This window comes from Mesorhizobium sp. ISC25, from assembly GCF_042295465.1.
Taxonomy (GTDB): domain Bacteria; phylum Pseudomonadota; class Alphaproteobacteria; order Rhizobiales; family Rhizobiaceae; genus Mesorhizobium.
The window spans coordinates 49,956-69,148 of the sequence record NZ_CP135441.1 but is presented as its reverse complement, the minus strand read 5'-3'; the positions used below and the strand labels follow the sequence as shown (position 1 = coordinate 69,148).

Below are 19,193 nucleotides of genomic sequence, written 5' to 3'. Positions count from 1 at the left end.
CTATGCCGACCTATCGCCCCGGTCCCGTCTCGCTGGTCCTCGCCGCCCTGGTCGCGCTGTTTCTGCTGTTGCCGTTGCTCGCCGTCATCCCGGTATCGCTGACGCCGAGCCGCATGCTGGCGATGCCGTCCGGCGAATTGTCGCTGCGCCATTACCGGGCGCTGATCGAGGATCCGCGCTGGATCAATTCGATCCTGCTCTCCATCAGGATCGGCATAGTCAGCAGCGCCTTTTCCACGGTGCTGGCACTGTGCTTCAGCCTCGGCGTCTGGATGTTCCAGCCGCGCTTCACGGCAGCATTGGTCGGCTTCGTGCTGCTGCCGATGGTGGTGCCGCCGGTGGTCTCGGCAATCACGCTCTATTTCCTGCTGACCTCGATCTCGGGTTTCTCGTCGTTCTTCGGCTATGACACCTGGCTGGGTGTCGCCATGGCGCATGCGGTGATGACGGTGCCCTTCGCCACGGTGCTGATCCTGGTGTCGCTTAGCCAGCTCGATCGCCGCATCGATCTTGCCGCACGCGGCCTCGGTGCGACCGTGTGGGAGCGCGCCACCCGCATCATCATGCCCAACATCAAGTTCGGCATCGTCACCGCGGCGTTGTTGTCCTTCGTGCTGTCCTGGGAAGAGATCGGCGTCACCCTGTTCATCACCTCGGTTAACGCCATCACGCTGCCGCGCTTGATGTGGATGGGCCTGCGCGACAACATCGACCCGGCGATCGCCGCACTCTCGGTGATCCTGATCGTCATCACCGTGCTGGTGCTTGTGGCGCGCAGCGTCGTGGTCAGGCTGCGCGCGGCGCAGTGAGGGCCGCCTCACGCCGCGGTGACTGGCGCAAATGAAACCTTGCGCTACGATTTTCGTTATAGGTAGTTCAACACGTCGAAGGCTCCGCCATGAATCAAGGATGGTTTTCCAAGCCGGTTGCGGTTGCGGTCGGCATCGTGGGAGATATCCGCAACATTTCCAACGCACGGCAGGCTGTCGAATTGCTGGAAGCCCACTGGCGTGACGCTGGCAGCGCCAAACACGGCTTGGCACTGCGCACATGCCGCCGCGCCATGAGTGACGACCGCTGGACCGAAGCCGCCAGGGATGCGTTCGTCGAGGCCGCGCGAGAGGCGCATGTCCTGGTCGAGCGAGCCGTCGAACCGGAGGGCCGATCCCGGCAGCAGGGGCCGTGATCGATTTGTGAGAGCCTCGGTGGTTCGGCCGATCTATCGCATCTCAGGCAGCATGGAGCCTTGGAATGGCGCTGACGTCGACCTCGCGCTCCGCGTGCCACGCATCGTAAGCGGCCTGCATCCTGAGCCAGATCGCGGCGCCGTCGCCGAACATCTTTCCAAGGCGCGCCGCGACAGCCGGCGACACCGGCTTCTTTTCGCGGATGATGTCGTAAAGCTGCTGGCGCGAGATTCCGAGCAGATTGGCGATTTCCACCTTGGTCTTGCCGGTTGCCGGGATAATGTCGTCGAGCAGCGCCCCAGGGTGGGATGGGCAGCGCTCCATCGGACGCATCGGCTCGTAAGAGGTCATGGGCTGGTTGTCCTTTGGTTTGGATCACCATGTTCCACAATGGCATTGTTCGCAATCCAGCCGGGTTGCAGACCTGGCAGAATACCTGGCGGAGTCGCTTCGTAACCTACCCCATCGCGTGGCGGATTCTCTTGGACAGGCGGCTCAAAAATGCCGGCCTCGACGATGCGTCAAGCTTCCACGACAGCACGGCCGTGGCCATTTTCCGCGGCAACACCCCGACCGACAGGAACCAGGCGGCAAGGATGGCGCGCCGCCGCAGGGATGCGGTCATTTCGAGGCTGGCGACCGCGCCGGCCGCCCCGAGCGCCAGCCGGGAATCGTCGGCCACCGGATGTCGGTCTCTGTCGGCGCAGAGCGACGCCAGCCGCTCCTCCAGGTGGACCGGATCGTGGCGGACAGCATCCGACGGCACGATGGTCAGGCCGATCCCGGAGGCCTGGTCCGACAGCGCCTGCATGCGGCGGAAATCGTGGGTTACCCGCCAGCGTGCCCGCTCGGCGAGTTTTTCACCGAAGACCGAATGGTTGGCGCCATGGATCCGGTAGGCGCCGAGGCATTCGTCGATCGATTGGACGTGCCCGTACATAGGCGCCAGCGTTGCAAGATAGCCGTCGGCGCCCTGGCGGAACTCCGGCTCCGGGATGGGCATGATCGATTCCAGCGTTGCGCGGTCGAAGGCCAACCCGCTGGTCACGGTCGTCTGATAGCGGCCTTTGTGCAGCAATTTCGGCATCACGTCGCCGCTGTCGAAAGGCAGTTCGGGCGGCGGAAAGACATCTTTGATACGTTGCCCCTCGTCGACAATATGCAGTCTGGACTGGACCTGAGCGGTTGCCTCGTCCCAGGTGTCGACAATGGTTGAGACGGCGGTCGGATAGAGATAATCGTCGGCGTCGAGGAACAGGACGATCTTGCCCGAGCTCGCCGCAAAGCCGGTGTTGAACGCCGCCGCGTGTCCGCCATTTTGCGCTCGCGGGCATGCGAGGATCTCGTCGCGATAGGATTCCATGATTGTCGTGGAATTGTCCTGCGATGCATCGTCGACGACGATGACTTCAACATCCGCGTAGTCCTGCTCGAGTGCGCTGTCGATGCTGCGTTTGAGGAACCGCGCATAGTTGTAGTTCGGGATGATGATGGATACCGGAATCCTGTTTTGGACAGACTGCATCGCGTTTGACCTCGCATCTTGCTTTGGTTCGGCAAAAGCCCTCATGGGCCCATCCCTCTTCAAGCGCCCCTCTTGGCGCGCGACGAGTTCCCTGGGAAAAAGCTTGCGCTTTCCAACAGGAGACGAGTCACGCTTCGCTTTGCGACTTCGTGTTGAGGCCGCCATTGCCTTCGAGACTGCTGCCATGGTCAGGGTCGGCGGCAGCAAAAGCTCCGACGATTTCGGCAAGGATGAGTCGCAACCGAGCCCGACGGAAATGTCTCGCCTCGCGATCAGGTCGGGAGCGAAGCGGACGGGTGCCTTGAAGACACGGCGGATACTGGCCTTCAAATGCGGCTGGAACAAGCCCCGCGTCGAAAACAGGGCCACTTCAGGTTGCGTTTCAGGCGGCATGCCGCGACGGCCGGTGCTCTTGTCCCGGAGCCGGCGAACCGCCTCCGGGGCCTATAGTCACGTGGTCTAAACAGTCAGGCGGCCTGCAAACCCGGCAGCGACAGGTCGACTTCCTCCGGCAAGTCGCCGGCCATGGCAGCGGCAAACTTCGTCTGGTCGAGTTCTCCCTCCCAGCGCGCTACCACGACCGTCGCCACCGCATTGCCGATGAAGTTGGTCAGCGCCCGGCATTCCGACATGAAGCGGTCGACGCCGAGGATCAGCGCCATGCCGGCGACCGGCACGGTAGGCACGACCGAGAGCGTCGCCGCCAGGGTGATGAAGCCGGCGCCGGTGATGCCCGCGGCACCCTTGGAGCTCAGCATAGCGACGGCGAGCAGCAGGATCTGGTCGCCGTAGGTGAGTGGCGTGTCGGTCGCCTGCGCGATGAACAGCGCCGCCAGCGTCATGTAGATGTTGGTGCCGTCGAGGTTGAAGGAATAGCCGGTCGGGATGACCAGGCCGACCACCGAGCGGTTGCAGCCGGCGCGCTCCATCTTGGCCATCAGGCCCGGCAGTGCCGCTTCCGAGGACGAGGTGCCGAGCACCAGCAGCAGCTCTTCCTTGATGTAGCGGATCAGCGCCAGGATCGAGAAGCCGTTGTAGCGGGCGACGGCGCCGAGCACCACCAGCACGAACAGCAGCGCGGTCAGGTAGAACGTGCCGATCAGCATGGCGAGATTGGCGATCGAGCCGATGCCGTATTTGCCGATGGTGAAGGCCATGGCGCCAAACGCGCCGATCGGCGCGGCCTTCATCAGGATGGCGACGAGGCGGAAGATCGGCGTGGTCAGCGCCTGCAGGAAATCGACGACCGGACGGCCGCGATCGCCGACCAGCGCCAGCGCGACACCGAACAGCACCGAAAAGAACAGCACCTGCAGGATGTCGCCCTGCGCGAAGGCGCCGGTGATGGTGTCGGGGATGATGTTCATCAGGAAGCCGACGATGGTTGTGTCGTGCGCCTTCTCGGCATAGGCCGTCACCTTGGTGGTATCGAGCGTGGCCGGATTGATGTGCATGCCGGCGCCGGGCTGGACGACATTGGAGACGACCAGGCCGACGACCAGCGCCAGCGTCGAGAACACCAGGAAATAGATCATCGCCTTGCCGGCGACGCGGCCGACCTTCTGCAGGTCGGAAACGCCGGCGATGCCGGTCGCCACCGTCAGGAAGATCACCGGCGCGATCACCATCTTCACCAGCTTGATGAAGGCATCGCCGAACGGCTTCATCGCCTCGCCGGTTTCCGGATAGAAATGGCCGAGCAGCACACCGGCGGCGATCGCCGCTAGCACCTGCACATAAAGATGCCGGTATAAGGGAAGTTTGCCGCGCGGCTCGGCGGCAGCGATTGCTGTCTGCATGACGTCCTCCATGCGCCCCGATCGAAAGCTCGACTCCCCGGGGCAGTTGTTTTGACCAGCAGCCTCGCGACTGCTGAATTCGTGTTTGCAACAGCCGTGCCAGATAGGCAGAAGAGTCGTTCGTCATTGATTTTGTTGAGCATTCGCAAACGTCCGCACTGCTGGACGCATGGATCGGTGCGAATCTCCGCATAGGTCGAATTGTGCTTTGTGCGAATTCATGCACAAATGGGCGATGCTGCAACGCCCCGCCGGTGCCTTGTCTTCGACGCCCGAGCAACTCGCCAGGCGAGCGCGCCGTGCCTGGGTGCTGTTCACGGCCGTCGCCCTGCTGATCCTAACCGCAACGCTCTACGGCGCCGGCGTCTACGGCCGCACCGCCGAGGTCGGGACCTTGGCGGCGCAGGGGCGTACCGACGCCAATCTGAAGGTCGCGCTGCTGCGCGCCGTGCTCGAAAGCCCGCGCGCCCTGCCCCTGCTTTTGTCCGCAGACCAGCAAGTGCGTGATGCGCTGTCCCAAAAAAATGCCGCAGCAATCGATGTGCTGAACCGCAAGCTCGAGGGGCTGGTCTCCGGCACCAAGGCGTCGGTACTCTATGTCATCGGCACCGATGGACTGGCGATCGCCTCCAGCAACTGGCGCGAGCCGATCAGCTTCGTCGGCAATGACTACCGTTTTCGCGATTATTTCTCCGGCGCGATGCAGGCCGGAACCGCCGAGTATTTTGCGCTCGGCAATGTCAGCAAGCGTCCTGGCCTCTACATTTCGCGCCGCGTCGGCGATGCAGCCGCACCGCTCGGCGTCGTCGTCGTCAAGATGGAGTTCGACCAGCTCGAAGCCGACTGGCGCGAGGCGAACCGCCCGGCCTATGTCAGCGACGAGAATGGCGTCGTCCTGATCACCAGCGTGCCGTCCTGGCGCTTCATGACAACCGCACCGCTGGCCGCACCCAAGCAGGCCGCAATTCGCGACAGCCAACAGTTCGGCGACGCGCCGCTTGTGCCGTTGCCGATCATGCACCCGCGGGCGCTCAGCCCGGATGTGTCGATCGTCCACGCGGTGACGCCCGGCGGCAGCGACGCGGAGTATCTCAGCCTTTCCACGCCGGTTCCTTCGACCCCCTGGCGGCTCGACTATCTTGTCCCGGTCGAAGCGCCGATCGCCGCTGCCGTCCGCGAAATGCGGCTTCTTGTGCTCGGCGTCGTCGTCCCGCTGCTCGGCCTGGCAGCCTATCTCTTGTGGCGCCGGCAGTCGGCGCAGATGCGGATTGCCGCCGAACAGGCGGCCCGCACCGAACTCGAACGCCGCGTCGTCGAACGGACCGAGGATTTGAGCCGTGCCCGCGACCGGCTGCAGGCCGAGATATCAGGCCACCGCAGCACGGAAGCCAAGCTCCAAATCGTGCAGCAGGATCTGGTCCAGGCCAACCGCCTCGCCATCCTCGGCCAGGTCGCTGCCGGCGTCGCCCATGAGATCAACCAGCCGGTCGCCACCATACGCGCCTATGCCGACAATGCCCGCACCTTCCTCGACCGCAAGCAGACCGGGCCGGCCGAGGAAAACCTCGGCGCCATCGCCGCTTTGACCGAACGCATCGGCTCAATCACCGAGGAGTTGAAGGCATTTGCCCGCAAGGGCCGCACCGCCGCCGAGCCTGTCGAATTACGTGGTGTCATCGAGGGCGCCGTCATGCTGTTGAGAAGCCGCTTTGCCGGTCGGCTCGACGCATTGGCCATCGACCTGCCGCCGCCGAGCCTCAAGGTCATGGGCAATCGGGTGCGGCTCGAACAGGTGCTGATCAATCTATTTCAGAACGCGCTGGAGGCGCTCGACGGCCGCGACGACGCTCATGTGCAGGTATCGGTCGAAGAGACCGCCGACGGCGTGACGGTCGCCGTGTCCGATAACGGACCGGGCATTCCGCCAGGGATCCTCAAATCACTGTTCACGCCGTTCAACACGTCCAAGGAAAAAGGCCTTGGCCTTGGCCTCGTCATCTCGAAGGACATCGTCGCCGATTATGGCGGCCGCATCGAGGTTTCAAGCGACGACAGCGGCACCCGCTTCACTATTCATCTCCAGACAGCAGCGTAAGCCATCATGACGAACGACAATGCCGCGCCGGTGATCCTGATCGACGACGACCGCGATCTCCTCAAGGCCACTGCGCAGACGCTGGAGCTTGCCGGTTTCTCGGTCTCCGCCTTTGCGGTGGCCGCCGAGGCGCTGGCCGGGCTCGACGCCGGTTTTGCCGGCGTCGTGGTGTCCGATATCCGCATGCCTCAGATCGACGGCTTGCAGCTTTTCAACCGTGTCCTGCGGCTGGATGCGGACATTCCCGTCATCCTCGTCACCGGCCACGGCGACATCGCCATGGCCGTCAACGCGATCAAGGACGGCGCCTACGACTTCATCACAAAGCCCTTCGCCGCCGACCGGCTGGTACAGAGCGTGCGTCGCGCGGCGGAAAAGCGCCGCCTGGTGATGGAGAACCGGGCCCTGCGCGAGGCGGCCGGAGAGGCGCAGGACGGCCTGCCGCTGATCGGCCAGACACCGGCGATGGACAGGCTGCGCCGCACGCTACGCCAGATCGCCGACACCGATGTCGATGTCCTGGTGACCGGCGAGACCGGCTCCGGCAAGGAGGTGGTGGCAAGTCTTCTGCATCGCTGGAGCCGCCGCGCCAAGGGCAACTTCGTCGCGCTGAATTGCGGCACGCTGCCGGAGACCGTCATCGAGAGCGAGTTGTTCGGCCATGAGGCCGGCGCCTTCACCGGCGCGCAGAAGAAACGGATCGGCCGCATCGAGCACGCCAGCGGCGGCACGCTGTTCCTCGACGAGATCGAAAGCATGCCGGTCTCGACACAGGTGCAGATGCTGCGTGTGCTGGAGATGCGCGAGGTCACCCCGCTCGGCACCAATGAGGTGCGGCCGGTGGATCTGCGCGTCGTCGCCGCCGCCAAGGTCGACCTCGGCGATCCGCGCCAGCGCGGCGCTTTCCGTGAGGACCTTTACTACCGGCTCAACGTGGTGACGATCTCGATCCCGCCGCTGCGCGAGCGCCGCGAAGATGTCGCCCTGCTGTTCTTCTATTTCGCCGAGCGCGCCGCCGCCCGTTTCCACCGCCCTGTGCCGGCAGTGCCGGCGACGGTGCATCGCCATCTGAGCGACCATGACTGGCCGGGCAATGTGCGCGAGCTGGCGCATTTCGCCGAGCGGTTCGTGCTTGGATTGGAGGAAGGCGCCGAAGCACAACCCCCTGCCCCGACCGAATCGAACGCCGCCATGAAGCTGCCGGAGCGGCTGGAGCGTTACGAGGCCGACATCATCCGCGAGACGCTTGGCCGCAACGAGGGCGACGTCAGGCGCACGATCGAAGCGCTGGGGATTCCGCGCAAGACTTTCTACGACAAGCTCCAGCGCCACGGCATCGTGCGCAGCGATTTTTCCAGGTAACCGCCGCCGGGCCTCGACCGGGCGGCTCGGTTACTTGGCGTCGTGGAAGATGATGCCGACGGTGTGGCGCATGCCGGAGCGAAGCCGGCTGACGCCGTGCCTGAGATTGACCCGGTAATTGCCTCGTGTGCCCTGGACCGGACGATTGTGGACCGCGAAGGCGACCGCATCGCCCTGGCGCAGCGGCACCACCTCGGCGCGGCTTTGCATGCGCGGACGCTGCTCGGTCAACACGAACTCGCCGCCGGTGAAATCCTTGCCGGGTTCGGACAGCAGGATCGCCACTTGCAGCGGGAACGCCAGATCGCCGTAGAGATCCTGGTGCAGGCAGTTGAAGTCGCCAGGGACGTATTGCAGCAGGAGCGGCGTCGGCCGCGTCTGGCCCTGCTCGTGGCATTGTTTGAGGAACGCGGCGTGTTCGTCGGGATAGCGCTGCGCGATACCCATGCGTTCGTTCCAATCGTTGGCGACCGCGGCGAGGCACGGATAGAGCGCGGTGCGCAAGCCGCCGATCAGATCGGGCAAGGGATAGCGGAAATAGCGGTACTCGCCCTTGCCGAAGCCGTGCCGCGCCATGTGCACATGGCTGCGGAATTGGCTCTCGTCCGAATAAAGTCCGGCAATCTGCCGGCACTCCTGCGGCGTCAGCAGCTTTTCCATCACCGCGCAGCCATAGCCGCTCAGCTCTTCGGCCAGCTTCCGCCAGTCATATCCGGAAACGCGCACCTCCGCCGATTTCACCGCCGCTTTCGCGCCTATCGAATGGATGGTCATGGCTTCGCCTCCTGTGGCTTCTCTGTCATTGAGATGGGTGAAACGGCGCGCGCGGACCACCCGTTTCTCGCCGGGTGAGCTCGTTAGCGATTGTCTCGGGGATTTCGTTGAATACAATGCAGCGGGGCTTGCCGCGATGGGGGGCGAATTGATCGGACGGGTTCGACAACGGGACGGGGCAGTCCGGCAATTCCTCGTTTGCCTCGTCGTCATGCTGGTCTCGGCGCTCCCGGCCTTGTCCGCCAGCAGCGACTGCGTCAGCGACGACGAGGTCGAGGCAAGCACGCGGATCGCCGCCTGCACGCGCATGATCGAGGATGCGACAGAGCCCGTTGAAAACCGTGGCATTGCCTATTTCAGGCGCGGCAATGCCCTCACGGAACGAGGCGACTACGACCGCGCCATCGCCGACTACAGCGCGTTCATCGACATCGCCCCGACCGTCGCCAGCGGCTACTACAACCGGGGCATCAGCTGGGTCTTCAAGGAGGACTACGACAAGGGAATCGCCGATCTGGACAAGGCGATCAGCCTGGACCCGAAATATGGCGATGCCTACTACAACCGAGGCATCGCCTGGACGGCAAAGGACCAATACGACCGCGCTATCGCCGACTATGACAAGGCAATCAGCCTCGATCCCGAAGACGGCAGAAGTTATCACAATCGCGGGCTGATCTGGGCAAGCAAAGGCGACCACGACCGCGCGATAGCCGACTTCGATCAGGCCATCAGGCTCAATCCGAACGACGCCGGTTCCCTGAATGGCCGCGCCGATGCGTTGACCAGCAAGGGCGAAGAGGAGCGCGCGCTGGCCGACTATGACAAGGTGATCAGCCTCGATCCGAAAAACGCGCATGCCTACTACCGGCGCGGCAATGCCCGGCTGACGGGCGGCGATTTTGACGGCGCTATCGCCGACTACAATCAGGTCGTCGCGATCGATCCGAAGGATGCTAGCGTCTACTACAACAGAGGCCTCGCCTGGTCGAACAAGGGCGACCATCACCGGGCGCTGGCGGACTTCGACATGTCCATCAGCCTCGATCCGACATTTGCACCGGCCTATTACAGCAGAGGCGTCACTTGGGTCAACCTGAGGGATCATGACCGCGCCATCGCCGACTATGGCAAGGCGATCGGCATCGATCCAAAACTCGCCGTCGCATACTTCGCGCGAGGTGCGGCCCGATCCGACGCAGGTGACGCCGATGGCGGCATCGCTGACTATGGTCAGGCCATCGCGCTGGATCCGAAATATGTCGACGCCTACAACAACCGGGGGATAGCATGGGCGGCGAAAGGCGATTTCGACCGTGCCATCGCCGACTACGACTAAGCGATCAGCCTCGATCCGAAACACGCCATTTCTTATTCAAACCGGGGTCTGGCCCGAGCAAACAAGGGCGACATCGATCGTGCCATCGCCGATTACAGCCAGGCGATCACCTTCGACCCGAACCTTGGCAATGCCTATTTCAACAGAGGCATCGCCTCGCTTGCAAGGGGCGATGCGGACAGTGCCATTGCCGATTACACCCAGGCGATCAGGCTCGATCCGACAAATCCGAAAATCTACGTCAACCGTAGCGAGGCCTGGTACACGAAGGGGGAGGACGATCACGCCATTGAGGATTCGAGCCGAGCCATCAGCCTCGATCCAAAACTGACGAGCGCCTACTACGATCGGGGCACCGCCTGGCTTCGAAAGGGCAAGGACGATCGTGCCATCGCCGATTACAGCCAGACCATCGCTCTCGACCCGACAAAGGCGATCGCCTACAACGACCGAGGTTTCGCCTGGAGCAGGAAAGGCGAATACGACCTTGCCATCGCCGACTACGACCGCGCCGTCAGCCTCGATCCGAGACTTGTCAAGAGCTACCAAAACCGAGGCATCGCCTGGACGGCAAAGGACCAATACGACCGCGCTATCGCCGACTATGGCAAAGCAATCAACCTCGATCCGAAAGACGCCCCTACCTATGCCGGCCGGGGCATCCTGTATCTCTATTCCGGCGCGATGGCGGACGCGCAGGCGGATTTCGAACAGGCGGCCGCTCTCACGCCCGACAATGCCTATTTTGCCATCTGGCTTGATATTGCCGCGCGGCGCAACGGTGCGGCGAGCCATTTGAAGGAAGCGAAAAGCAAGCTCGACATGACGAAGTGGCCGGCACCGCTGGTCAGCATGCTGCTGGGTGAAAAGACGCCCGCCGAAGCGCTTTCGGATGCTGGTGCTGTGGGCCTGGCCCAGAGAACCGGACAAGTCTGCGAAACGAATTTCTACACGGCCGAGCTTAGCCGGCTCCAGGGGCATAGCGAGGAAGCCTTACGGCTTTACCGGCTCGCCGCTAGCGATTGTCCCAGGGATTTTGTCGAATACCGAGCCGCCATGAGTGCGCTGCACGATCTGGGCGTGCCGCCATAACTCTGCAAACGACCGTCTCTTTTGCCGAGAAGATCGTTGGCGAACAAGGCGATAGAGACGCACCCTGCCCGACTGATCCAGGCCGGGCATCCGTCATGAGCCTTCGCCACTGCCGATTCCAGTCTCCGCCGCCCCGCGCTAGACTGGCAGCAACCTTAACCGGGCCACCTCCATGATCGTCCAGACCTGCATCAATGGCGCGCGCAGCGCCGACTTCCACCCGCGACTGCCGCTTGATCCCGAAGCCATGGCGCGCGACGGTGCGACCTGCGTCGCCGCCGGCGCCGCCGAACTGCATGTTCATGCCCGCGGGCTGGACAGTCGCGAAAGCCTGGCTCCGGCGGCGATGGACCGGACGGTGCTGGCGCTCCGCCGCGCCTGCCCGGGGACGCTGATCGGCGTGTCGACGGGTGCCTGGATCGAGAACGACGGCCAGCGGACGCTGGCCGCGATCGCCGCCTGGAGCGAGCCGCCCGACTACGCCTCGGTCAATCTCAGCGAAGACGCCGCGCCCGCCGTCATGGAGAGTCTGCGCCAGCGCGGCATTGGCATCGAGGCCGGGCTCGCCTCGGTCGCCGATGCCGAGCGCCTGGTGAGCCTCGACCATGGCAACCGCGTGCTGCGCATCCTGATCGAAATCTCCGAGCAGGCGCCGGACGCTGCGCTGGAGATCAGCGACGATATCGCCGCCGTGCTCGACGGCGCCGGAATGCGCCGGGCGATCCTGCTGCACGGCGCCGACGCCACGGTCTGGTCTTTCGTGCACCGGGCGGCGGCGCGTGGCTGGTCGACGCGTGTCGGACTGGAAGACGGCGAGGAGCTTCCTGATGGAACGGTAGCATCCGGTAACGCTGCGCTGACAGCCGCGGCGGTCGCGATTTTCAGAGCGGGACGTTAGCGCGGGGAAAGCGTTGATGACGGCCAATCTCCTCTTCACGGGGCCAAGTTTCGGCAACGGGGCAGGCCAAAATCAGACGAGCCCAAGCGTGACGGCACGTTAAATGTCAGTAAAAATTATCTAAAACTTTACGTGTTAATTAAACCAACAATTAATCGGCACATCAACGATCACGTATGTTAATGCTCTCCTGCACCGGGGACCATTTTTTGATGAACATCATTCCACAGAATGATCACGCTGCGCCGCGTCGGATTCAACAGTATACATCGATACAGGTACTGCGGGGGCTGGCAGCTCTCATGGTTGTTATCTATCATCTTCCGGCCGCACTGGGCATGCTCGATCTGCGTATTCCCGTTCTAAACAGCGGCGTCGACCTGTTTTTCGTCATCAGTGGTTTTGTAATGGTTCTCTCGACAGAGAACAGACGCGCCGACCACCGTGCTTTTTTGATGCAGCGCTTCACGCGCGTCGTTCCGTTCTATTGGGTTATGACCTTCCTTATGGTCGCCGCGCTTTGGTTGTTTGCCGGTCGTGCAGTTTCTCTTGAGCAGATCACCAATAGCCTGCTTTTCATAGCCTATCTCGATACGGTTACAGGCTATGTCCAACCGGTGCTTGGCGTGGGTTGGACGCTCAATCTGGAAATCCTGTTTTACATTCTGTTCGCGGCGACTATGCGTTTCGGCACGCTGACGCAACTGGCCATGGTCGGAGTTGTCTTTGCAGTCGCCGTAGCGGCACGCATCATCTTCAAACCCGCCGCCGACACTGTGCTGTTTTTCTATACCACGCCAATCCTGTTTGAGTTCCTTGCCGGCATGGCTCTCGGCCACCTGGTCGGCAGACTGGCGCGTTTGCCTGCCGTCCCGGGTGTCTCCGCAATCGTGTTCGCCATCGTGTCCATGCTGGTGATGGTACTTGGCTTCAACTTGCCGCGAACCCTTGCTCAGGGAATCCCGGCGTTGATCCTTGTCGCGGGTTGCATCAGCCTGGAAAGCTACTTCCGGCTTTTTGCTCCTCGCGTGCTGGCAAGGTTGGGTGACGCTTCCTACTCTCTCTATCTGACGCATCCTATTGTGCTGCTTGCGACTGCTCCTGTCGTTGCAAGCGCGAATGTATCACAGTGGCTTGCTGGCATGGTTATTGTCGCCGCCTGCATTGCCGTCTCCCTGGCCAGCTACAGTTTTATTGAAAAGCCGGTTTTGGCCATTTCGCGGATGAGCCTTTCCGCCCATCAGGTGAAGGCATGAGTTGCGACCGCGCCCCGCAGAACGGCGCTATCCCGCCAACCTTAAACCGGCGGCGCTAAACCTTCAAAAGATCCGGAAACAAAAAAACCGCCTCGGGAGGACGGGTCGTTGGAGCCAATTGGCACCATACCCAAATTAATAGCATAGCTTCCGGCACAAAGCAAGAACAAAATGTGGCATCTGCGACGAAACTGCCGACAGGCACTGAGCCATGGCGGATGACATGGCTCTTGCCGTTGTTAAAAATCTCTCATAAGGTATTTTCATATCTGAAAGAAAATCCAATCGTTTCTTTCCCTTTATGAAAGCCTGAGCGTTTGCGGGAACATCTCGATCAGACCGACCGGCGACTAGTCAAGCTGCTGTCGCAGGATGCGCAGCTTGGCGTCAACCGCCTCGCCGAGAAGATGGCGATCTCGGTGCCGACGGTGCGCATGCGGCTGCGCAACCTGCTCGACCGCAACCTGCTCAAGATCGTCGGGCTGCTCAACCTGACCGAACGCCCCGAACTGATCTCGGCGATCGTCGGCATCAATGCGCAAGGGCGCGGCCGGGCGCGAGAACTGGCGCAGCGCATCTCGGAATTGCCTTTCGTGAATTCGGCCGCCGTCGTCACCGGGCGCTTCGACATCATCGTCGACGTAACCGTGGCCGGCGACGTCGCCGATCTCTATCGCGTCACCAGCGAGCTGATTCCCGGCGCCGGTGAGCCGGGCGAAGTCGTGCGCAGCGAGACCTTCGTCGTCATGGCGTCCTGCAACAAATGGGTCAGCCTGCCGGAAGGCTGCTGGTCGGACGATACGCGGAAGGAAATGGCATGAAGATCGCGGTTCTCGGCGGCCTCGGCCTGCAAGGCCGGGCGGCGATCGCCGATCTCGTTGCCAGCGACGGCGTCGAGCAAGTGGTCTGCCTCGACACCGCAACCGATGGCGCGGCGCGGCTTGGCGGTCTGACCGACCTTGCCCGGGTGCGTTTCGTCGTGCCGGAGGGCGCGATCGGCCCGGCATTGGCCGATGTGATGAAGGACGTCGACGCGGTCATCGACCTGTTGCCGCAGCCGCTGATGCGCGAGGCGGTGCAGGCGGCGATCGCGACGCGCACGCCGCTGGTCACCACCAATTACGGCAAGGCCATCGCCGATCTCGCTCCCGAGGCCGAAAAGGCCGGCGTTTCGATCGTCACCGAATGCGGCCTCGACCCCGGCATCGACCTTGTGCTCTACGCACGCGCCGCAAGCCAGTTCGACACCATCACTGCGATCGATTCCTACTGCGGCGGCATTCCCGAGCCGAAGGCGGTGGTCGAGCCGCTGCGCTACAAGGTGAGCTGGAATTTCGACATGGTTCTGGTCAGCCAGAACCGCGACAGCGTGCTGGTCGAGGACGGCAAACGGGTCGATGTGCCGGCCGCCCGCCAGCACGACAATCGTTTCATCCACGACATCGAGATCGCCGGGCTGGGCAGGCTGGAAGCCTTCCCCAATGGCGACGCGCCGCATTATGCCGGCATGCTCGCCGCCGCCAAGGGGCTGCAGCGCTCCGGCCGCTATTCGCTGCGCTGGCCCGGTTGGTCGGCGTTCTGGGCGCCGCTGAAGCAGCTCGGCTTCCTCTCCGAGGACAAGGTGCCCGGCACCGGCGTCAGCCCACGCGAATTCCTCGGCCGGCTGCTCGGCCCGCAACTGCAATATGGCGCCGACGAGAAGGACCTCTGCGTGATGCGCAACGTCTTTGTCGGCAGCGAAGGCGGCCGCCGCAAGACGGTGACCTCGGAGCTGGTCATCGAACGCGACCTCGCCTCCGGCCTGTTCGGCATGAGCCTTGGCGTCGGCTATCCCGCCAGCATCGTGGCGCAGATGCTGGCACGGCGCGAGATCGCCGCGCCCGGCCTGCTCAACCCGCTGCTGCACGTGCCCGATGGCCGCTTCCTCGATGAGCTGGCCAGGCGTGGCATCAAGGTCGCCGAAACGGTGAGCTGGGACTGAAGAATTTTCGAACGGTGGTTGCCGCCGGCAACGGCGCTGCCGCTCAAAAAGCACCTCGATGGGGTGAAGCAAACAAGTGGAACAACAAACGACAACAAGGAGGAATGCCCAAATGAAGATTGCCAAGCTTTTCATCGCCGGACTTGCGCTCGCCGGCCTCACCGCTGCCGCCAGTGCGGGAACGCTCGACGAGATTACCAAGCGCGGTGAGTTGCGCGTCGCCGTGCAGACGCAAGGCCCGCCCTTCTCGCTGGTCGGTGCCGCCGGCGAACGCACCGGCAGTTCGGTCGAACTCGCCGAATTGATGGCCAAGGAAATGGGCGTCAAGATCACCTTCCTCGACTTCGACTGGGATGGCCTGATCCCGGCGCTGCTGTCGGGCAAGGCCGATCTTCTGGTCGCCGACATGACGCCGACACTGGCGCGCGGCATGAAGGTCGCCTTCACCAAGCCTTACATGTACACGGGTAGCACCGTCTTCACCAAGGCTGGGACCACCTTCAAGTCCACCGAGGATTGCAAGGCGAAAGGCACCAAGATCGCCGTGCTGCTCGGCGCCACCGGCGAGAAGGAAGCCAAGGCCGCCTTCCCCGATGCCGACATCAAGAGCTACAAGGGCGGCGGCCCGCTGCTGCTCGACGCCGTCAACAACGGCCAGGCCGATTGCGGCGTCAACGACGTCTCGGCGGTCAAGGGCCAGTCGACGGCCTACCCGGCCGGCAGCTTCATCATCATGCCGGACATGCTGTCGAAGGAGCCGCTGGCCTTCGCCACGCGCTATGACGAGCAGGACTTGCTGGTCTGGATGAACCTGTTCCTCGACCAGGTCAGCCTAGACGGCCGCCTGCAGAAGAACCTCGATTACTGGGTCAATTCCGACGCCTGGAAGAAGGATCACTGAGTAAAGTGAATAGGGGAGTAGGGAGTAGTGAATAGTGAAGCGCGTCTGGAATGGCCGTTTCACCACTCCCCTACTCCCCTACTCACTACTCACTACTCACTAATCACCATTCACCATTCACCATTCACCACCCATCCATGCTCGAAAACTTCAGCTTCCGCACCATCGTCGAATATCTGCCCCTGTTCGGGCAGGGCCTCGTCACGACGGTTTGGCTGTCTGTCCTCTCCTTTGCCGGCGCGCTCGCCGTCGGCATCGTGCTCGCCGCTATGAACCTGCAGCGCGGCCGGCTGTTCCGCGTCCCGGCCAAGGCCTATATCGACGCAGTGCGCGCCACGCCGCTGCTGGCGCAGCTTTATTTCCTCTATTTCGGCCTGCCGCGGCTCGGCTTCGTCCTGCCCGAGCTCGTCGTCGGTATCCTGGCCCTGTCGCTGAACAGCGGCGCCTATGTCGCCGAGATCATCCGCGCCGGCATCCTGTCGATCCCGCGCGGCCAGGTCGAGGCCGGCGTCGCCTCGGGCATGACCTATGTCCAGCGCATGCGCCTCGTCATCCTGCCGCAGGCGTTCAAGGTGACCATCCCGCCGCTGCTCGGCCAGGCAATCGTGCTGGTCAAGGATTCCGCGCTGTTGTCGCTGATCTCGGTTGCCGAACTGACGCGCGCCGGACAATTGCTCGCCTCCGACCGCTTCATGCCGGCCGAAGGTTTTATCACCATCGCCGCCTTCTACCTGCTGCTCTATTACGGGCTGAAGGGGCTGGCGTCACTGTCCGGGCGCTGGCTCGGCCTGGCGGGGGCACGGACATGATCTGGCAGCAGCTGCAAAGCATCGCCGGCAGCTATCCCCTCGCGCTGCGCGGCCTCGGCATGACCGTAGTGCTGTCGCTGATCAGCCTGGTGCTGGGAACGCTGCTCGGCTTCGGCCTTGGCATCCTGCGCACCGGCGGCAACCGGCTGATCAGCGGCGCGATCGGCGCCTGGGTCGACCTGATCCGCGGCACGCCGTTCCTGGTGCAGATCTTCCTGATCTTCTTCATCCTGCCGGAACTCGGCATCGAGCTCGACGCCTTCACCGCCGGCATCATCGCGCTGACCAATCTGGCTGCCTGCTTCATCTGCGAGATCGTCGTCGCCGGCATCCGCTCGGTGCCGACCGGCCAGGTCGAGGCGGCGCTGGCGTCCGGCCTGTCGCGCTGGCAGCGCATGCGCCAGGTGGTGCTGCCGCAGGCGATGCGCATCGTGCTGCCGCCGCTGGTCGGGCAATATGTGCTGCTGATTAAGGATTCCTCGGTGGTCTCGGCGATCGGCCTCACCGATCTCACCCGCGTCGGCTGGCTGGTGGTGCAGCGTGTGCCGAACGGCCTGCTCGTCTTCTTCCTCGTCGGCCTCGGTTATTTCATCGTCTGCTACCCCCTGATCATGCTGGCCCGCCGGCTGGAGCAACGCATGGGCGCGGCCCATGGCGAGGTGCAATTGTGATGTCGAACTCCAGCAAAAATGGCACCGGCATGATTGAATTTCGCGGCGTCAACAAATGGTTCGGCCAGCTCAACGTGCTCAGGGATATCACGTTGAGCGTCGAGCCGCGCGAAGTGGTCGTCGTCTGCGGCCCGAGCGGTTCGGGCAAGAGCACCTTGATCCGCTGCATCAACGGGCTGGAGACGATCCGCGACGGCGACCTGACGGTCGATGGCCAGCGCCTCGGCGACCCCGCCACCAACATGACGCGACTGCGCACCGAGATCGGCTTCGTCTTCCAGTCGTTCAACCTCTACCCGCACAAGACGGCGCTCGAGAACGTCACGCTGGCGCCGATCCATGTCCGCAAGATCCCGCGCACTGAAGCCGAGAAGGCCGGGCGCGAGCTGCTGGCCAAGGTCGGCCTCGCCGACAAGGTCGATGCCTATCCGGCGCAACTCTCAGGCGGCCAGCAGCAGCGCGTGGCGATCGCGCGCTGCCTCGGCATGCGCCCCAAGATCATGCTGTTCGACGAGCCGACCTCGGCGCTCGATCCCGAGATGATCTCGGAAGTGCTCGACGTCATGGTCGCGGTCGCCGAGGAAGGCATGACCATGATGGTGGTGACGCACGAGATGGGCTTTGCCCGCAAGGTCGCCCAGCGCGTCGTGTTCATGGACGCCGGTGCCATCGTCGAAAGCGGCACGCCGGACGAGTTCTTCTCCAACCCGAAGACCGACCGCAGTCGCGCTTTTCTGAGCAAGATCCTGCGGCATTAGGGTTCAAACTCAACTCAGCTGGCTGTCGTCGATGGCCGAGATGGATGGAAAGCGGCCCTTCGCTGGACGTTCCCTAATACGACAGATGCGCGCCGGGCTTCCTCTTAGGGCGGCCATTGCCGCACCTCCACCAGCCGCTTCCCTTATGCGGGCATCAAATCGATGACCCGCATGATCGCGACCGCACTGCTCGTGTTCTGGGTGCCTTCTGTCGTAGCGCCATTAGCGCAGGCCCAAACATCGCCCTTCTTGACTGTGAACTTTTGTTTGTTGTGAACGACCGAAAGTTCTCCCTCAGTCATGTGGCAGAGCATGTCGTTCTTCATCATGTTGTCAGCCGTCTTCGCTCCGGGCTGAATGACAACATCGCGCAGCTTCACCGTTGCATAGGCTGGTATGACCGACTTGCGCTCACCAAGCGCTACAACTCTGACGCCGGGTGAGACCTCCTTGCCCTCATCGGGGCCGTAAGTCTGGGCGGCTGCTGATGTCCCCCAAGCGATCAGAGGCGTTGCGGCCAGTGTAAGACCGAGTGCAAGTGTGGATCTACGATTGACGGCTTCCATTGTTTCCTCCCTGTTCAAAAGTTGGTCGGAAAGGTAGGCCAACAATCAAGGATGGGCCGTTGCGGCGAAGAATCAACTGACCTTCCGAGTTAGTTCAGTCTCGCTCGCGGCTAGCGAGTTTCACAAACCACTCGGGTCGCCGAGACGGAGAGGGGGAATTGCGCTGACCATGTCATTGCG

Annotated in this window: 19 protein-coding genes and 1 pseudogene; 15 read left to right on the top strand and 5 right to left on the bottom strand. The window is 63.1% G+C overall.

Translation table 11 applies throughout. The features are described 5' to 3' along the window. The first annotated feature begins 2 nt into the window (after positions 1 to 2). Positions 3 to 809 (top strand): ABC transporter permease, encoded by an 807-nt coding sequence (locus RQ479_RS00355; RefSeq protein WP_376703703.1) that lies wholly within the window; start codon positions 3 to 5, stop codon positions 807 to 809. A gap of 89 nt (positions 810 to 898) precedes the next feature. Then, positions 899 to 1,186, top strand: coding sequence for a DUF982 domain-containing protein (locus RQ479_RS00350; RefSeq protein WP_352718200.1), 288 nt, complete (start codon positions 899 to 901; stop codon positions 1,184 to 1,186). Positions 1,187 to 1,229: 43 nt separating this feature from the next. Here RQ479_RS00350 and RQ479_RS00345 read toward each other — a convergent pair whose 3' ends face one another. The 3 genes from RQ479_RS00345 to RQ479_RS00335 all read right to left on the bottom strand — a co-directional run bounded on the left by RQ479_RS00345 (position 1,230) and on the right by RQ479_RS00335 (position 4,511). Then, complete coding sequence (locus RQ479_RS00345) at positions 1,230 to 1,538, bottom strand: HigA family addiction module antitoxin (protein WP_352451482.1); 309 nt, start codon at positions 1,536 to 1,538, stop codon at positions 1,230 to 1,232. Positions 1,539 to 1,644: 106 nt separating this feature from the next. Further along, a complete protein-coding gene (locus tag RQ479_RS00340; protein WP_292659750.1) occupies positions 1,645 to 2,712 on the bottom strand; it encodes a glycosyltransferase in 1,068 nt (355 codons plus the stop codon). A gap of 467 nt (positions 2,713 to 3,179) precedes the next feature. Beyond that, the gene (locus RQ479_RS00335) at positions 3,180 to 4,511 is read right to left on the bottom strand and encodes a dicarboxylate/amino acid:cation symporter (RefSeq protein WP_292659748.1); all 1,332 of its coding nucleotides are present in this window, start codon (positions 4,509 to 4,511) and stop codon (positions 3,180 to 3,182) included. Between the two features lie 235 nt (positions 4,512 to 4,746). On the opposite strand from RQ479_RS00335, the gene RQ479_RS00330 reads away from it, so the two are divergent. Continuing rightward, the gene (locus RQ479_RS00330; RefSeq protein ID WP_376703702.1) at positions 4,747 to 6,606 is read left to right on the top strand and encodes an ATP-binding protein; all 1,860 of its coding nucleotides are present in this window, start codon (positions 4,747 to 4,749) and stop codon (positions 6,604 to 6,606) included. 6 nt (positions 6,607 to 6,612) lie between these two features. After that, entirely contained in the window at positions 6,613 to 7,968 is a 1,356-nt protein-coding gene (locus RQ479_RS00325; protein WP_376703701.1) for a sigma-54-dependent transcriptional regulator, read from the top strand. A gap of 30 nt (positions 7,969 to 7,998) precedes the next feature. On the opposite strand, the gene RQ479_RS00320 is transcribed toward RQ479_RS00325, so the two are convergent. Next, the gene (locus RQ479_RS00320; RefSeq protein WP_376703700.1) at positions 7,999 to 8,742 is read right to left on the bottom strand and encodes a 2OG-Fe(II) oxygenase; all 744 of its coding nucleotides are present in this window, start codon (positions 8,740 to 8,742) and stop codon (positions 7,999 to 8,001) included. A gap of 235 nt (positions 8,743 to 8,977) precedes the next feature. Between RQ479_RS00320 and RQ479_RS00315 the strand changes: the two genes are divergently transcribed. From RQ479_RS00315 to RQ479_RS00265, 11 genes and pseudogenes are all read left to right on the top strand, one after another. Then, entirely contained in the window at positions 8,978 to 10,081 is a 1,104-nt protein-coding gene (locus tag RQ479_RS00315) for a tetratricopeptide repeat protein (protein ID WP_376703699.1), read from the top strand. A gap of 3 nt (positions 10,082 to 10,084) precedes the next feature. Next, positions 10,085 to 10,705, top strand: a pseudogene (locus RQ479_RS00310) (tetratricopeptide repeat protein); the annotation flags it as partial. Positions 10,706 to 10,876: 171 nt separating this feature from the next. Then, a complete protein-coding gene (locus RQ479_RS00305; RefSeq protein WP_376703698.1) occupies positions 10,877 to 11,173 on the top strand; it encodes a hypothetical protein in 297 nt (98 codons plus the stop codon). Positions 11,174 to 11,345: 172 nt separating this feature from the next. Beyond that, entirely contained in the window at positions 11,346 to 12,071 is a 726-nt protein-coding gene (locus RQ479_RS00300) for a 3-keto-5-aminohexanoate cleavage protein (protein ID WP_376703697.1), read from the top strand. A 212-nt stretch (positions 12,072 to 12,283) separates the two neighbouring features. Continuing rightward, positions 12,284 to 13,327 (top strand): acyltransferase family protein, encoded by a 1,044-nt coding sequence (locus RQ479_RS00295; protein WP_376703695.1) that lies wholly within the window; start codon positions 12,284 to 12,286, stop codon positions 13,325 to 13,327. 317 nt (positions 13,328 to 13,644) lie between these two features. Continuing rightward, on the top strand, positions 13,645 to 14,148 hold the full coding sequence (locus RQ479_RS00290; protein WP_352467630.1) for an Lrp/AsnC family transcriptional regulator: 504 nt from the start codon (positions 13,645 to 13,647) through the stop codon (positions 14,146 to 14,148). Beyond that, positions 14,145 to 15,308, top strand: coding sequence for a saccharopine dehydrogenase C-terminal domain-containing protein (locus RQ479_RS00285; RefSeq protein ID WP_376703694.1), 1,164 nt, complete (start codon positions 14,145 to 14,147; stop codon positions 15,306 to 15,308). Before RQ479_RS00290 ends, RQ479_RS00285 begins: the two co-directional genes overlap by 4 nt. 112 nt (positions 15,309 to 15,420) lie before the next feature. Beyond that, positions 15,421 to 16,209 (top strand): ABC transporter substrate-binding protein, encoded by a 789-nt coding sequence (locus RQ479_RS00280; RefSeq protein ID WP_376703693.1) that lies wholly within the window; start codon positions 15,421 to 15,423, stop codon positions 16,207 to 16,209. Positions 16,210 to 16,346: 137 nt separating this feature from the next. Further along, complete coding sequence (locus RQ479_RS00275; RefSeq protein ID WP_376703692.1) at positions 16,347 to 17,018, top strand: amino acid ABC transporter permease; 672 nt, start codon at positions 16,347 to 16,349, stop codon at positions 17,016 to 17,018. Then, positions 17,015 to 17,689 (top strand): amino acid ABC transporter permease, encoded by a 675-nt coding sequence (locus tag RQ479_RS00270; protein WP_023677250.1) that lies wholly within the window; start codon positions 17,015 to 17,017, stop codon positions 17,687 to 17,689. The genes RQ479_RS00275 and RQ479_RS00270 overlap by 4 nt, the downstream gene beginning before the upstream one ends. A 29-nt stretch (positions 17,690 to 17,718) precedes the next feature. Beyond that, positions 17,719 to 18,447 (top strand): amino acid ABC transporter ATP-binding protein, encoded by a 729-nt coding sequence (locus RQ479_RS00265; protein ID WP_376703691.1) that lies wholly within the window; start codon positions 17,719 to 17,721, stop codon positions 18,445 to 18,447. A gap of 143 nt (positions 18,448 to 18,590) precedes the next feature. On the opposite strand, the gene RQ479_RS00260 is transcribed toward RQ479_RS00265, so the two are convergent. Further along, complete coding sequence (locus RQ479_RS00260; protein WP_376703690.1) at positions 18,591 to 19,013, bottom strand: hypothetical protein; 423 nt, start codon at positions 19,011 to 19,013, stop codon at positions 18,591 to 18,593. Between the last annotated feature and the right edge of the window lie 180 nt (positions 19,014 to 19,193).